The organism is Bradyrhizobium yuanmingense (assembly GCF_900094575.1).
Taxonomy (GTDB): Bacteria; Pseudomonadota; Alphaproteobacteria; order Rhizobiales; family Xanthobacteraceae; genus Bradyrhizobium; species Bradyrhizobium yuanmingense.
The window spans coordinates 295,364-308,923 of record NZ_FMAE01000005.1 but is presented as its reverse complement, the minus strand read 5'-3'; the positions used below and the strand labels follow the sequence as shown (position 1 = coordinate 308,923).

Here is a 13,560-nt window from a genome sequence, read left to right as displayed (position 1 = left end):
CATTGCTTTTACACCATTGAAGCCAAAGGTTGTGTCACCCAGCGGCCACACCCCTTCGAAAAGCGCGAGCGAACGGGCGGCCGCAACAAACAAAAAGGCCGGCGCGAGGCCGGCCTTTCGTGACGATGATGCGTCAGAGACGAAGCTCAGTACTTGGCGACGACCGGGCCGCCGAAGTGGTAGTTCACGCCGACCTGCACGGTGTGGAGGTCGAGAGTGCCGGTGTTGACCGGGAAGACGCCCGAGAAGTAGGTCTCGCCGCCCAGGCTGCGATAGAGGTACTCGCCCTTGACCGACCAGTTCGGAGCAAACATCGCCTCGACGCCCGCGCCGACCGTCCAGCCCGAATGGAACTGGCTCTCCGAGAGGCTCAGAACAGGGGGCGCGCTGACGCTGATCTTGTTGTTGATCCAGGCGTAACCACCCGTGGCGTACAGCAGGACGCTCGGGGAAGCGAGCCAGCCGATGCGACCACGCACGGTGCCGAGCGCGTCGATACGCGAACTGACCGTCGTGGGAACGAGGGCGCCACCAAAATCAACAAGACCGGTCGCCGAGGCGTTTACGTCAGCCCACGCGCCATCAGCTTCGATGCCGAACACGACGTTGGAGGTCTGCCAGTTGTAGCCAACGGTGCCGCCGACGAAACCGCCCTGCATGCGCGGATCATCGGAGCTGTTTTCCCAGGCGCCGCCACCGACGATACCCAGGTAAAAGCCGGTCCAGTTGTAGACCGAGGCCACAGGCGCGGGGGCCTTGGTGTAGGGGCGGGCTGCCAGATCAGCAGCCGAAGCGGGGGCCGCAAGGGCGAATACACAGGCCGAAGCCAACAAAACCTTCTTCATTTTCAACTTAATCCCAGTCCCAGTTTCTGTTGTTGCCTTCCGTGGCGGAAGGGCAGCGGACTCAAACGGCCCAACTGACGCCGTCTTTACACCACCAAAGCCGCAAGTTGTGTCTCCGAAAAGCCACAACAGTCCAAAAGGTGATGGTTACTGACTTATTTACGTCCAGGCATGTGCCGAAAAAAAGAAGGGCCGGCGCAGGGCCGGCCCTTCCATTTGCTCGCGAAATGAGAGGGATATCAGTACCTCGCGACCAGCGGGCCGCCGAAGCGATAGTTCAAGCGGACCAGACCCATGTCGACGTCCTGACTGATGCGATCGCTCCCGAAGGCAACGCCCGCAGGCGTCGTGAAGGCGATCGTGCGGTCGCCGAGGAAGATGTGGTTGTACTCGACGCCGAGCGTCCAGTTCGGAGCAAATCCGAATTCCAGGCCGGCGCCAACGGTGCCGCCCCAGCGGGTCTCGCGAGCCGACGCCAGCAGCGTGCCGGCGCCAGGCGTGCCAGGCGCGGCATAGACGTCGTACTTGTCCCCGACTACGGCGGCGCCGCCCTTCACATAGAGCAGCACGTTGTTCCAGGCATAACCGACCTGGCCCGTGATCAGGCCAAAAGCATCGATGTGAGAGCGGTTACGATCACCGGTGACCAAAGCGCTTCCAGGGAAGAGGAGGCTGACGTTGTCCCCCGAGAAGTCAGCCCAGTTGCCCTGGCCCTCGAGGCCGAACACCCAATTGGCCGACTGCCAGCGGTAGCCGATCTGACCACCGACCGTGCCGCCGGTCGCATCGTGACAGCCTTCAGCCACCAGAACGCCCGTGACCGGGGTCACGAAGTCCCAGCACTTGCGGCTCGTGCCGCCGCCGCCGTTGACGCCGATGTAGAAGCCGCTCCAGTCGTAAACCGCGGCGACCGCCGGGGCCGGAGCCTTGGTGTAGGGACGCGCAGCCATATCCGCCGCGCTTGCCGGAGCCGACAGCCCCAATGCCATTGCACTGATTACGCCGAAAAGAATCTTATTCATTGCAGTCTCCCCAAGTTTCGTCCGCTTCATGAAAGTCCCCGAAGCGGCTGATCAGACGCGACACCCATATGAATCAATTCCAAGGCAAAGGTAGCCTAAGGAAAGGGCAGAGTCCGTCTCCGGAATGCCACACTTGCGGATTGATTGAATGGGTTCCAACTTGATGAATGTTAAATGGTTTTTGCCATACTCGGGAACCCAAAAAGGTTCCATTCGAGGGCTGTCCTTTTTTGTGGCATGAGAGGACATGCGGGAAATTTCCGCTCGCTCGTGCCGAAGAACAAATCTGGAACAAGCGTGCGTGCGATGCTATATGTGGGGATAACCTTGGGGGTGGCAGGCTGATCGGTGCCCGCAAGCGTATAGGGTCGCCCTAGCGGGCGCAGAGGAACGCGGGCAGCGGATTCGCCCTTTTGAAATTCAGTGGCATTCGGAGTGGAGAGCGGCGATGGCGGGAAGCGTCAACAAGGTCATTCTGGTTGGAAATCTCGGCAAGGATCCCGAAATCCGCCGCACCCAGGACGGGCGGCCGATCGCGAATTTGAGCATCGCGACCTCGGAGACCTGGCGCGACAAGAACACCGGCGAGCGCAAGGAGAAGACCGAGTGGCATCGCGTCGTGATCTTCTCTGAGCCGCTTTGCAAGATCGTCGAACAGTATCTGAAGAAGGGCGCAAAGGTTTACATCGAAGGCGCGCTCCAGACCCGCAAGTACACCGACCAGAGCGGCGTCGAGAAATACTCGACCGAGGTCGTGCTGCAGGGCTTCAACTCAACGCTGACGATGCTGGACGGCCGCGGTGGCGGCGGCGGAGGTGGCAGCTTCGGCGACGAGCCGGGCGGCGACTTCGGCTCCTCCGGACCCGTCAGCAGCGCGCCGCGCCGTCCCGTTGCCGCCGGCGGCGGCCGCAACAGCGACATGGACGACGATATCCCGTTCTAGGACTTCGGAAGAGGCGGCTAGTCTCGGCGCAGATAACGGCCAACTCGGTTTTCAAGGATCCGCACCAGGACAGGATCCATGAATTCATAGTCGTCCGGAATGTCGAGACAGATGACCCGCTTGTTGTTCAAGCTGGACCGGAATTTCCGGTTCAGCTTGGTCCGGTGGGTCTTTTCCATGACGAAGATGACGTCGGCCCATTCAATCTGCTCGGCGGACAGCAAGACGTCCGCGCCGTTCGAAATGCCGGCCGAGTCGGTCTCGATCCCCGGCCAGGTCGAAAACACCTGCTCGGCGGTAGGGCTGCGGAGGCGATTGGCGCTGCAGACGAAAAGGACGTTGGTCACTTTGCCGCTCTCGGAGACGATCGGGCAGGTATCGGCGGGAATGATTGGTCGGTGCTTCTCGGGCGGGCTTCCGAGAGTTCCTGCTACATAAATACAGTTCTTTGGTCGACGGCTTTTCCGGCCTAAGCTTATGTGCGCCTCCGCCGGACACGAGGAAGCCCTGCATGAGCCTTGCGCCGCTGCTTGAGGCCGCGCCGGTGGTCCCGCTGCATGCCTTTGCCGCAATGGCCGCCCTTGTGCTTGGCCTCTTCCAGTTCTCCGCCCCCAAGGGCACGCTGCCGCACCGGACTATCGGCTGGATCTGGGTGGTCCTGATGGTGTTCGTGGCCGCCTCGTCGTTCTGGATCCACGAGATCCGTCTGGTCGGGCCGTTCAGCCCGATCCATTTCTTGTCGATCTTCACCCTGGCGGTGCTGCCGCTGGCGGTATGGCGTGCGCGCACCCATCGCGTCGCCGACCACCGGCGGATGATGATCTTGATCTTCTTCGGCGCCCTGGTGGTGGCGGGACTGTTCACGCTGGTGCCTGGGCGCATCATGCACCGGGTGACTTTCGGGGCGTGAGAGCCGGTTCCGCCCAGTCCGTTCCGGCCCCGTCCGCGGCCGTGGCGCGAAGGGCGTAAGTCTCTGGAAAAACAGTGGGAAAAAGCGCTTCCCCAGAGCTCGGCAAGGGTGGTTATCAGGGGTGTGATGCGCTATATGATTCCCAGATAAAACCTCACCGGATTTCCCCTTGGCTGACGACGATAACAAGCCCGGCGACCAGCCGGCGCAACCCTCGGACATTCGCCCCGTCTCCATCCTCGACGAGATGAAGAAGTCCTACCTCGATTACGCCATGAGCGTGATCGTGTCGCGCGCGCTGCCCGATGCGCGCGACGGCCTGAAGCCGGTGCATCGGCGCATCCTGTTCTCGATGAACGAGCAGGGCTTCACGCCCGACAAGAAGCACAAGAAGTCCGCCGGTATCGTCGGTGACGTCATGGGAAAATACCACCCTCATGGCGACCAGGCGATCTACGACGCGCTGGTGCGCATGGCGCAGGACTTCTCGATGCGCGAGTTGCTGGTGGACGGGCAGGGCAATTTCGGCTCGGTCGACGGCGACCCGGCGGCGGCCATGCGCTACACCGAGTCCCGCCTGACCAAGATCGCGCTGAAGCTGCTTGAGGACATCGACAGCGACACCGTCGACTTCCAGGACAATTACGACGGTTCCGAGAAGGAGCCGGTGGTCCTGCCGGCGCGGTTCCCGAACCTGCTGGTCAACGGCGCGGGCGGCATTGCCGTCGGCATGGCGACCAACATCCCGCCGCACAATCTCGGCGAGGTGATCGACGCCTGTATTGCGCTGATCGACAATCCCTCGCTGACCATCGACGAGCTCATCAACATCATTCCCGGCCCGGATTTCCCGACTGGCGGCATCATCCTTGGACGCCAGGGCATCCGCAGCGCCTACCATCTCGGCCGCGGCTCCATCGTGATGCGCGGCAAGGTCACGTTCGAGACCATTCGCAAGGATCGAGAGGCGATCGTCATCACCGAGATTCCGTATCAGGTGAACAAGGCGACGATGGTCGAGCGCATCGCCGAGCTCTACAAGGAAAAGAAGATCGAGGGCATCTCCGACCTGCGCGACGAGTCCGACCGCGAGGGCTATCGCGTCGTCGTCGAGCTCAAGCGCGACGCCGTGCCCGACGTGGTACTGAACCAGCTCTACAAGTTCACCCCGCTGCAGACGAGCTTCGGCGTCAACGCGGTTGCGCTCGATTCCGGGCGTCCGCAGACGATGAATTTGAAGGATATGTTGACGATCTTCGTCGGCTTCCGCGAGCAGCTCGTTACCCGGCGCACCAAGTACAAGCTGCGCAAGGCGCGTGAGCGCGCCCATGAGCAGGTCGGCCTCGCCATCGCGGTCGCCAACATCGACGAGATCATCAAGGTGATCCGCACCTCGCCGACACCGGCGGCGGCCCGTGACACCCTGATGACGCGCGATTGGCCCGCGCGCGACGTCGAGGACATCATCACGCTGATCGATGACCCGCGTCACCGGATCAACGAGGACGGCACGATCCGCCTGTCGCTGGAGCAGGCGAGGGCGATCCTCGAATTGCGTCTCGCACGTCTCACCGCGCTCGGCCGCGACGAGATTGGCGGCGAGCTGTCGAAGCTCGCCGGGGAGATCGGCGACTATCTCGCGATCCTGCGCTCACGCGCGCGCATCCTGGACATCATCAAGACCGAGCTTGCCGAGGTGAAGGCCGAGTTCGCAACGCCGCGCCGCACCGTGATCATGGAGCAGGAGGGCGAGGTCGAGGACGAGGACCTGATCCAGCGCGAAGACATGGTCGTCACCGTCTCGCATGCGGGCTACGTCAAGCGCGTTCCGCTATCGGCCTATCGGGCGCAGCGCCGCGGCGGCAAGGGCCGCTCCGGCATGCAGACCCGCGACGAGGACTTCGTCAGCCGGCTCTTCGTCGCCTCGACCCATACTCCGGTGCTGTTCTTCTCCTCGCGCGGCCAGGTCTACAAGGAAAAGGTCTGGCGGCTGCCGATGGCCGCGCCGAACGCGCGCGGCAAGGCCATGATCAACATCCTGCCGCTGGAGCAGGGCGAGCGCATCACCACCATCATGCCGCTGCCGGAGGATGAATCGACCTGGGGCCAGCTCGACGTGATGTTCGCGACCACGGGCGGCAACGTCCGGCGCAACAAGCTGTCCGACTTCGTCGACGTCCGCCGCTCCGGCATCATCGCCATGAAGCTCGACGACAACGAGGCGATCGTTGACGTGCAGATCTGCACCGAGCGCGACGACGTGCTGCTGACCGCTGCCGGCGGCCAGTGCATCCGCTTCCCCGTCACCGATGTGCGCGTATTCACCGGGCGCACCTCGATGGGCGTGCGCGGTATTGCGCTCGGCGAAGGCGACAAGGTGATTTCGCTGGCGATCCTGCGCCACGTCGACACCACCTCGGACGAGCGCTCGGCCTATTTGAAGATGCGCCGCGCGGTCGCGGGCGAAGCCGCCGCAGACGAGGCGCCGGCCGATGCCGAGGCCGAGGAGACCTCGGGCAGCTTCCAGCTCCCGCAGGAGCGCTATGTCGAGATGTCGGCGCAGGAGCAGGTCGTGCTGACCGTCTCCGTCAACGGCTACGGCAAGCGGACCTCGTCCTACGAGTACCGCACCACCGGCCGCGGCGGCAAAGGCATCGTCGCTATGAGCGTCAACCACCGCAACGGCAATCTCGTCGCCTCGTTCCCCGTGGAGGAGGCGGATCAAATCATGCTGGTCACCGACAAGGGCCAGCTGATCCGCTGCCCGGTCGAAGGCATCCGCATCGCCGGCCGCTCGACGCAAGGCGTGATCGTGTTCGACACCGCCGAGGACGAGCACGTGGTGTCAGTCGAGCACATCACGGAAGAGGCCGAGAACGGGAATGGAGCGAACGGGGAATAGAGGCTGGCGAATCGGGACTCATCCACCCGCCGTTCCTCGCAGCCGATAGTGCCCCCTGAACGAGATCGCGCCCGTCGGGCCATTCCGACGGGCGCGAGCGTCGCGTAGTCTGCGACGAGACGTCACAAATGTTCCTGGGATCTTGAGGGACCCGCCCGACGCGAACCTGACAGATCCGATTACGGCGTGCGGTTGGCGGTCACGAGGCGGGCCTCGCGGACGTTGGCCTTGGTGCCGGCGCTACGCAGGCAGGACGCTTCGAAGTTCGGCCAGGCCTGCTGCGAGCAGTCACGGCCGATGCTGCGGATGTCGAGCCGGTCGCTCTTGGCCAGCGGCTGCGGCACGCTGGCTTCGACCTTCGGGGCAAAGCCGGGCAGGAGGGTGAGGGCCGCGGCAACACACGCAGACAGAGCGATCGCTGAAATGGTCTTGATCATGACAGTCCCCTGTGATGCGGCCGCCTACGCCCAGTACGCGGCCCGTCATTCGTTGGCCGGATTAGTAACCATGGCCAGTTTCCGGACGTCTTCGCCGATGTGGGAAATGGTTTCGTTCGCGCTCCGTTTTGTTTCGTGGCCGCCCGAGGACGAAACAAACCGGCTGCCGCTGACGCCCAACGGGACATTTTCGGAGGGGCTGGACCGGAAACGGGCTAGGAAACCTGCCCGGCTTGCCGGCCCGGGCGGGGCGCGGTAGGACGGGGCCATGCCGCGCATCGCCTTCTACCCAGGTTCCTTCGACCCCATCACCAACGGCCATCTGGACGTGGTCCGGCACAGCGTTTCCTTGTGCGACAGGCTCGTGGTCGCGATCGGGGTGCATCCCGGCAAGAAGCCGCTGTTCTCGACCGAGGAGCGCCTCAAGATGCTCGAGGACGTCTGCGGTCCGATCGCGGCGCAGGCCGGCTGCGTGCTGGAGGCGACGACGTTCGACGATCTGTCGGTGACCGCGGCGCGCAAGCACGGCGCGACCATCATGATCCGGGGCCTGCGCGACGGCACCGACCTCGATTACGAGATGCAGCTCGCAGGCATGAACGAGGCCATGGCGCCGGAGGTGCATACGGTCTTCCTGCCGGCCTCTCCCATGGTCCGCCCGATCACCGCCACTTTGGTGCGCCAGATCGCCGGCATGGGCGGGGACGTCTCGGCCTTCGTCCCGCCGCAGGTCGCGGCACAGCTCAAGGCCAAATTCGCCTGAAAACGGCGCGCTTCCTCTTCTCTCTGATCCGGAGTTGTCATGATCCGAATTCTCGCAGTTCTTGCCGCGCTTCTGTTCGCGGCGCCGGCGGTGGCGCAGCAATTGCCGGCAAATCTCGACAAGGCCAACGCCATCGTCATCGACAGCACCAAGGGCCGCATCGTCATCAAGCTCAGGACCGACATCGCGCCGCAGCATGCCGAGCGCATCAAGCAGCTCGCACGTGAGGGATTCTACAACAACGTGCCGTTCCACCGCGTCATGGACGGATTCATGGCGCAGACCGGCGACGGCGAGAAATTCAACGGCACCGGCGGCTCGAAATACCCGAACCTGAAGCAGGAATTCTCCAAGGTGCATTTTGCCCGCGGCATCGTCGGCATGGCCCGGCGCGGCGACAGCGTCGACAGCGCCAACTCGCAGTTCTTCATCATGTTCGCCGACGGCGGCAGCCTCGACGGCCAGTACACCGTGATCGGCGAGGTGGTGCAGGGCATGGACGTCGTCGACAAGCTGAAGAAGGCGCCCCCCGGCTCGCCCGGCGGCTCCGTCACCGATCCCGACAAGATGGTGAAGGTGCAGGTCGCCTCAGACATCAAATAGGCGCGGCCATGGCGCGCCGCGGTGGCAGGCTCCTGCTGGTTGCCGCGGTGCTGTTGCTCGCCACCTCCCGTGCGGCCGTGGAGGCCGCCCAGGTCGACACGATCCAGGACATCTTCCGGCACCTGCGCACCTGCTGGAGACCGCCGTCGCCGGCGAGGGCCCGCCCACTCGACATCACCGTCCTGGTGAGCTTTAACCGGGCCGGAAACATTCTGGGCCATCCGAGGATTACCTATGAATCCGCGGAGGCCTCTGACAACGACCGGCTGCAATACCGGATCGCGGTGATGGAGGCGTTGCAACGCTGCACGCCGGTGCCATTTACCGATGCAATGGCCGGCGCCGCCGCGGGACGTCCATTCGCGATCCAGTTCCGCAGCCGCAAGACGTCACCCGACAAGACTTCACCCCCAACGCAAGAGAGACGAGCATGAGCGTCACCGAAAACACCCTGATCCTCGAGACCACGCAGGGCCCCGTCACCATCGAGATGCGCCCCGACCTCGCGCCCGGCCATGTCGCGCGTATCAAGGAGCTGGTCCGTGAGGGCTTCTACGACGGCATCGTGTTTCACCGCGTGATCGAGGGCTTCATGGCGCAGACCGGCTGCCCGCACGGCACCGGCACCGGCGGCTCCGGCAAGAAGCTGAAGGCCGAGTTCAACAAGGAGCCGCATGTGCGCGGCACCGCCTCGATGGCCCGCGCCGCCAATCCCGATTCCGGCGACAGCCAGTTCTTCATCTGCTTCGACGACGCCCGCTTCCTCGACAACCAGTACACGGTGTGGGGCAAGGTCACCGAGGGCATGGAGAACGTCGACAAGATCAAGCGCGGCGAGCCGGTGCAGAACCCCGACAAGATCGTCAAGGCGCGGATGGCCGCGGACAAGGAATAGTCACTCGATCCTCATCCTGAGGAGCGCGGAACGCGCGTCTCGAAGGATGAAGGCCCCACTGCTGCAACCCGGCCTTCATGGTTCGAGACGGCGCTAAGCGCCTCCTCACCATGAGGGTCTGGCTGTGTCGCGCCAAGCCTGCTCATGCGCACCGATCTCTTCGATTTCGATCTGCCGCCCGAGCGCATCGCGCTGCGCCCGGCGAGCCCGCGCGATTCCGCGAGGATGCTGGTCGTCGAGAATGGCGCGCTGCGCGATCAGATCATTTCCGACCTGCCGCAATGGCTGAGGCCGGGCGACCAACTCGTCGTCAACGACACCAAGGTGATTGCGGCGCAATTGAAGGGTCGCCGCATCGGCCGCGAGACCGAGCCGAAGATCGAGGCGACGCTGATCAAGCGCCTCGACGGCTCGCGCTGGCAGGCGCTGGTGAAGCCGGCCAAGAAGCTCGCCCCCGGCGACCGCATCCGCTTCGGCAACGACGGCAAGGTCTGCCTGCTCGGCTATCTCGACGCCGAGGTCGAGGCCAAGGGCACCGAGGGCGAGGTGACGCTGGCGTTCTCGTTCCACGGCCCGGCGCTGGACCAGGCCATCGCCGATCTCGGCAGCCCGCCGCTGCCGCCCTATATCGCCTCCAAGCGCACGCCAGACGATCAGGACCTCGCTGACTACCAGACCATGTTCGCGGCGAATGAAGGCGCAGTTGCAGCGCCGACCGCGGGGCTGCATTTCACGCCCGCGCTGGAGCAGGCGCTGCGCGACCGCGGCGTCGGCCTCAACCGCGTGACGCTGCATGTCGGGGCAGGGACGTTCCTGCCGGTGAAGGTCGACGACACCGAAGCCCACAAGATGCACGCCGAGTGGGGCACGATCTCGGCCGCAACGGCGGAGCGGCTCAACGCCGCGCGGAAGACCGGCGGCCGTATCGTTGCCGTCGGCACAACGTCATTGCGGCTGCTCGAAAGCGCAGCGCGCGAGGACGGCACAATCCAGCCATTCGCCGCCGAGACGTCGATCTTCATCACGCCCGGCTATCGCTTCCGCGCAGTCGATATTCTGATGACGAATTTCCATTTGCCGAAGTCGACGCTGTTCATGCTGGTGTCGGCCTTCTCCGGGCTCGCGACGATGAAGCAGGCCTATGCGCACGCGATCGCGAGCGGATACCGGTTCTATTCGTATGGCGATGCGTGTTTGCTGTTTCGAGCGGTCCCGTAGGGTGGATTAGCCGTCAGGCGTAATCCACCGCTTCTGTTTCCGCGGATATGAAAGAGGTGGGTTACGCCCAGCGGCCGCGCTTCGCGCATCCGCTAGGCTAACCCACCCTACGCACCTCCCGTTACGCCATCACCTTCTGCGGCAACAGCTCGGCGATCTGCACGGCGTTCAGCGCCGCGCCCTTGAGCAGCTGATCGGCTGCCACGAACATCGAGATCGAATGGCCTGAGGGGTCGCTGAGATCCTTGCGGATGCGGCCGACCAGAACGTCGTCCTGGCCCGAGGCGTCGATCGGCATCGGGAAGTAGTTCTTGGCGCGGTCGTCGACCACCTTGACGCCGGGCGCGCGCGCCATGATGGCACGGACCTGGTCCTCGCTGATCGGCTTCTCGCATTCGAAGGTGATGGCTTCGCAATGGGCGCGCAGCACCGGCACGCGCACGCAGGTGACGCCGACGGCGATGCTGTCGTCCTCGAAGATCTTGCGGGTCTCCTTGATGACCTTGGTCTCTTCGTCGTTGTAGCCGGTCTCGGGGTCGATGGCGGTGTTGTGGTTGAACAGGTTGAAGGCGTAGGGGTGTGGCATCACCTTCGGCGTATAGACCTGCCCGTTGAGGTTCGCGCGGGTGGATTCGACGAGCTCCTCCATCGCGGCGGCGCCGGCGCCGCTGGCCGCCTGATAGGTCGAGATGATCACGCGCTTGATGCGGTTCTTCTGGTGGATCGGCCACAGCGGCACCAGCGCGGTGATCGCGGCGCAGTTCGGGTTCGCAATGATGCCCTTGTGGTCGCGGATGCGGCTCGCGTTGATCTCGGGGATCACCAGCGGCACGTTTGCGTCCATGCGGAAGGCCGAGGAATTGTCGACCACGACGGCGCCGGCCTTCACCGCGATCGGTGCATACTTCCTGGAGATGCTGCCGCCGGCGGAGAACAGCGCGATGTCGACGCCGTCGAAGGAGCGCTCGGTCAACTCCTCGATGGCCACGCTCTGCCCGCGGAACGACACCGTCTTGCCGGCCGAGCGGGCGCTCGCCAGTGCCTTGAGCTTGCCGACGCGAAAGCCGCGCTTGTCCATGGTGGCGATGAATTCGGCGCCCACCGCACCGGTGACGCCGACAATCGCGACGACGGGATCGTTACTCACTTTGTCCTCCGTTGCATTGAGAATTTAGACAACAAAAAAGCCCCGGACCATCGAGGGCGGGGCTTGCCGTAGAGCTGATGCGTTTAAGTCGACGACCTACGCGCGCACGCCTCCCCGGGCCCCTTCGGCCGTGGTGGTTTTGGTCGTGCGTTTGGTGGTCGTGAACATGGCGGCGACTTATGCGGGAGAGTCTTGCGGCCGTCAATGGCTTTTCGGCCCGGTCGATGCCGGGGGCAGCCTGCCGCTATTTGGCACCCGCTATTTCCCCTTGGCGCCAGGCGGCTCCAGGGTGACCTCCTTGAGGTCGTCGCCGCTGACGACGACGATCGAGAAGTTCAGCCGGCCGCGCTCGCGGACCAGCCCGCCGCTGATGGCCTTGCCTGCGGCGGCGCGCTCGGCGACGCGTACGGCATCGGAGAGGCGGTGCCTGATCGCACCCAGCGCTGCGAGGTTGCTGCGGTCCTCGCGGTCGAGCTCGGTGAGGGGTAGGGCCGCTTCCCCGCCGACCAGTTCGCCGGTCGAAGCATTGATGGTGTGGCGCCAGATCCGGTCGTTGTGCAGTGTCTTCACCCGGTAGACCGGCACGCCCGAGCCGCCATCGAAGCTCACATCGGCGGTGGTGGCGCCGGCATGGCGGGCTTCGGCAATCGCCATGGCCTGGCTGATCGTGATCGAGGAGCTGCGGAACCGCTCTATTTCGCGGCTGACTGCCTGGCGGTCCGCTTCGGCATCACCATCTGTGTCGCTGTGAAGCGCGGTCGGCGTGCTCGCGGTCACGATGGCCTGTGCCGGTGCGGCGATGAGCAGCGCGGGCAATGCGATCGCAAGCAGGTGCGAGGTCCATCGTTGGGCAGTCGTCATGCTCGAAACCCTCGGCCAGCGAGTGTGCCGGATGATCGTAAAGAATTCGCGGCCGGCCTTGGGCATCGGCCGGCCGCGGAGCGCCGCGGCAGGCTGTACCCGCCGCGGCGATCGAAGCGGGTCCGGACCTCTTTGGGGCTAGTGAAAAAAGCGGCCCGAACCGACTGTAATGAAACCATACCGTATCGTTTTATTTCGGTCAATGACGCCGCATTGTCGCCCCCTGGGGAAAGCACGCAAGCTCACGGAATTGTCAGCGGGAGGAGCGGCGCCGTGGCGCGAGTTTCGAGGTGTCCTGGACGCGGTCGGCAGGTCCCAGCGCGCCGGCCAGGAACAGCTTGATCGCCGCGCGCATGCGCTTCTCGGCAGCCTTCAGCTCCAGCGCCGTTCCGAACGTCGCCATGCGGTGGGTGTGACCGACGACGACGTCGAGGAACACCTCGGCTGCGATGGTGGTGTCATCGACATCGAGCGCGCCTTGCGCCACCAGATGGTCGAAGAAGCGAGCCGTGGTGGCGACGGCCTTGAGCCAGCCTTCCTCCTTGCCGAGCTTGGCGACGTCGGGGAAGTTGATGGCCTGCGCCGTCATCATGCGGCTGAAGGCGACGGCATCCGGGCCGCAGGTGAAGGTCAGCATCTCGCGTCCGATCTCGACCAGCCGCTGCTCGACCGGGATGTTCGAGGCGCTGGAGAGCTGCGTCTCCGCCGCCGCCGACAGCGGCGCAAGCCAGCGCTCGATCTCGCGCCTCAGCACGGCCGCGAACAGGCCGCGCTTGTCGCCATAGCGGGAATAGACGGTGGGCTTGCTGACCCGCGCAGCTTCCGCGACCGCATCGAGCGAGGTCGCATCGAAGCCGCGATCAAGGAACAGGCGGGTGGCGACCTCGATCAGCCGCAGATCGCGCTCGATCGCAGCGGTCTTCGTCGGCCGGCCACCACGCGATTTCGGCACCTCGCGCCGTGGCGCTGCCGGTCTTGTCCTGGTCGCAGTCAATCCCATGCCCAATGATTCCT

At 64.5% G+C, this 13,560-nt stretch carries 15 protein-coding genes; 8 read left to right on the top strand and 7 right to left on the bottom strand.

What is annotated here, in order from left to right; all coding sequences use genetic code 11:
* Window positions 1–146: 146 nt before the first annotated feature.
* Both GA0061099_RS18845 and GA0061099_RS18840 read right to left on the bottom strand, forming a co-directional pair.
* Window positions 147–845: an outer membrane protein gene (locus GA0061099_RS18845; RefSeq protein WP_036012666.1), complete on the bottom strand. Its 699-nt coding sequence runs from the start codon at window positions 843–845 to the stop codon at window positions 147–149.
* A gap of 239 nt (window positions 846–1,084) precedes the next feature.
* On the bottom strand, window positions 1,085–1,867 hold the full coding sequence (locus tag GA0061099_RS18840; protein WP_036028162.1) for an outer membrane protein: 783 nt from the start codon (window positions 1,865–1,867) through the stop codon (window positions 1,085–1,087).
* Between the two features lie 448 nt (window positions 1,868–2,315).
* Between GA0061099_RS18840 and GA0061099_RS18835 the strand changes: the two genes are divergently transcribed.
* Window positions 2,316–2,810, top strand: coding sequence for a single-stranded DNA-binding protein (locus GA0061099_RS18835; protein WP_025036423.1), 495 nt, complete (start codon window positions 2,316–2,318; stop codon window positions 2,808–2,810).
* A 17-nt stretch (window positions 2,811–2,827) separates the two neighbouring features.
* On the opposite strand, the gene GA0061099_RS18830 is transcribed toward GA0061099_RS18835, so the two are convergent.
* A complete protein-coding gene (locus GA0061099_RS18830; RefSeq protein ID WP_036028161.1) occupies window positions 2,828–3,157 on the bottom strand; it encodes a low molecular weight protein tyrosine phosphatase family protein in 330 nt (109 codons plus the stop codon).
* A 164-nt stretch (window positions 3,158–3,321) separates the two neighbouring features.
* On the opposite strand from GA0061099_RS18830, the gene GA0061099_RS18825 reads away from it, so the two are divergent.
* Together GA0061099_RS18825 and gyrA are read left to right on the top strand one after the other, a co-directional pair.
* The gene (locus GA0061099_RS18825) at window positions 3,322–3,720 is read left to right on the top strand and encodes a DUF2306 domain-containing protein (protein ID WP_036028159.1); all 399 of its coding nucleotides are present in this window, start codon (window positions 3,322–3,324) and stop codon (window positions 3,718–3,720) included.
* A gap of 169 nt (window positions 3,721–3,889) precedes the next feature.
* Window positions 3,890–6,622: a DNA gyrase subunit A gene (gyrA, locus tag GA0061099_RS18820; RefSeq protein WP_036028158.1), complete on the top strand. Its 2,733-nt coding sequence runs from the start codon at window positions 3,890–3,892 to the stop codon at window positions 6,620–6,622.
* A 179-nt stretch (window positions 6,623–6,801) separates the two neighbouring features.
* Here gyrA and GA0061099_RS18815 read toward each other — a convergent pair whose 3' ends face one another.
* Window positions 6,802–7,059: a hypothetical protein gene (locus GA0061099_RS18815; RefSeq protein WP_036012649.1), complete on the bottom strand. Its 258-nt coding sequence runs from the start codon at window positions 7,057–7,059 to the stop codon at window positions 6,802–6,804.
* 268 nt (window positions 7,060–7,327) lie between these two features.
* On the opposite strand from GA0061099_RS18815, the gene coaD reads away from it, so the two are divergent.
* The 5 genes from coaD (at window position 7,328) to queA (ending at window position 10,538) form a co-directional block, all read left to right on the top strand.
* Window positions 7,328–7,822 carry a pantetheine-phosphate adenylyltransferase gene (gene coaD, locus GA0061099_RS18810; protein WP_036028155.1) on the top strand — a complete coding sequence of 165 codons (495 nt, stop codon included), beginning with the start codon at window positions 7,328–7,330 and terminating at the stop codon, window positions 7,820–7,822.
* Between the two features lie 39 nt (window positions 7,823–7,861).
* The gene (locus GA0061099_RS18805; RefSeq protein WP_036028154.1) at window positions 7,862–8,425 is read left to right on the top strand and encodes a peptidylprolyl isomerase; all 564 of its coding nucleotides are present in this window, start codon (window positions 7,862–7,864) and stop codon (window positions 8,423–8,425) included.
* Between the two features lie 8 nt (window positions 8,426–8,433).
* On the top strand, window positions 8,434–8,859 hold the full coding sequence (locus GA0061099_RS18800; protein WP_036028153.1) for a hypothetical protein: 426 nt from the start codon (window positions 8,434–8,436) through the stop codon (window positions 8,857–8,859).
* Window positions 8,856–9,320: a peptidylprolyl isomerase gene (locus GA0061099_RS18795; protein WP_018642141.1), complete on the top strand. Its 465-nt coding sequence runs from the start codon at window positions 8,856–8,858 to the stop codon at window positions 9,318–9,320. Before GA0061099_RS18800 ends, GA0061099_RS18795 begins: the two co-directional genes overlap by 4 nt.
* Window positions 9,321–9,464: 144 nt before the next feature.
* Window positions 9,465–10,538 carry a tRNA preQ1(34) S-adenosylmethionine ribosyltransferase-isomerase QueA gene (gene queA / locus GA0061099_RS18790; RefSeq protein ID WP_074447967.1) on the top strand — a complete coding sequence of 358 codons (1,074 nt, stop codon included), beginning with the start codon at window positions 9,465–9,467 and terminating at the stop codon, window positions 10,536–10,538.
* 121 nt (window positions 10,539–10,659) lie between these two features.
* Here the strand turns inward: queA and GA0061099_RS18785 are convergent, their stop codons facing one another.
* The 3 genes from GA0061099_RS18785 to GA0061099_RS18775 all read right to left on the bottom strand — a co-directional run bounded on the left by GA0061099_RS18785 (window position 10,660) and on the right by GA0061099_RS18775 (window position 13,546).
* The gene (locus tag GA0061099_RS18785) at window positions 10,660–11,685 is read right to left on the bottom strand and encodes an aspartate-semialdehyde dehydrogenase (RefSeq protein ID WP_036028147.1); all 1,026 of its coding nucleotides are present in this window, start codon (window positions 11,683–11,685) and stop codon (window positions 10,660–10,662) included.
* A gap of 258 nt (window positions 11,686–11,943) precedes the next feature.
* A complete protein-coding gene (locus GA0061099_RS18780) occupies window positions 11,944–12,546 on the bottom strand; it encodes a PepSY domain-containing protein (RefSeq protein WP_036012631.1) in 603 nt (200 codons plus the stop codon).
* A gap of 253 nt (window positions 12,547–12,799) precedes the next feature.
* Window positions 12,800–13,546, bottom strand: a complete 747-nt coding sequence (locus GA0061099_RS18775; protein ID WP_036012628.1) for a TetR/AcrR family transcriptional regulator — start codon at window positions 13,544–13,546, stop codon at window positions 12,800–12,802.
* Between the last annotated feature and the right edge of the window lie 14 nt (window positions 13,547–13,560).

Bases quoted from the DNA above. Each gene is read 5' to 3' on its own strand.
- coaD (WP_036028155.1), top strand. From the start codon at position 7,328: ATGCCGCGCATCGCCTTCTACCCAGGTTCCTTCGACCCCATCACCAAC.
- GA0061099_RS18795 (WP_018642141.1), top strand. From the start codon at position 8,856: ATGAGCGTCACCGAAAACACCCTGATCCTCGAGACCACGCAGGGCCCC.
- GA0061099_RS18825 (WP_036028159.1), top strand. From the start codon at position 3,322: ATGAGCCTTGCGCCGCTGCTTGAGGCCGCGCCGGTGGTCCCGCTGCAT.
- GA0061099_RS18835 (WP_025036423.1), top strand. From the start codon at position 2,316: ATGGCGGGAAGCGTCAACAAGGTCATTCTGGTTGGAAATCTCGGCAAG.
- GA0061099_RS18800 (WP_036028153.1), top strand. From the start codon at position 8,434: ATGGCGCGCCGCGGTGGCAGGCTCCTGCTGGTTGCCGCGGTGCTGTTG.
- GA0061099_RS18845 (WP_036012666.1), bottom strand. From the start codon at position 845: ATGAAGAAGGTTTTGTTGGCTTCGGCCTGTGTATTCGCCCTTGCGGCC.
- queA (WP_074447967.1), top strand. From the start codon at position 9,465: ATGCGCACCGATCTCTTCGATTTCGATCTGCCGCCCGAGCGCATCGCG.
- GA0061099_RS18780 (WP_036012631.1), bottom strand. From the start codon at position 12,546: ATGACGACTGCCCAACGATGGACCTCGCACCTGCTTGCGATCGCATTG.
- GA0061099_RS18805 (WP_036028154.1), top strand. From the start codon at position 7,862: ATGATCCGAATTCTCGCAGTTCTTGCCGCGCTTCTGTTCGCGGCGCCG.
- GA0061099_RS18815 (WP_036012649.1), bottom strand. From the start codon at position 7,059: ATGATCAAGACCATTTCAGCGATCGCTCTGTCTGCGTGTGTTGCCGCG.
- GA0061099_RS18775 (WP_036012628.1), bottom strand. From the start codon at position 13,546: ATGGGATTGACTGCGACCAGGACAAGACCGGCAGCGCCACGGCGCGAG.
- GA0061099_RS18840 (WP_036028162.1), bottom strand. From the start codon at position 1,867: ATGAATAAGATTCTTTTCGGCGTAATCAGTGCAATGGCATTGGGGCTG.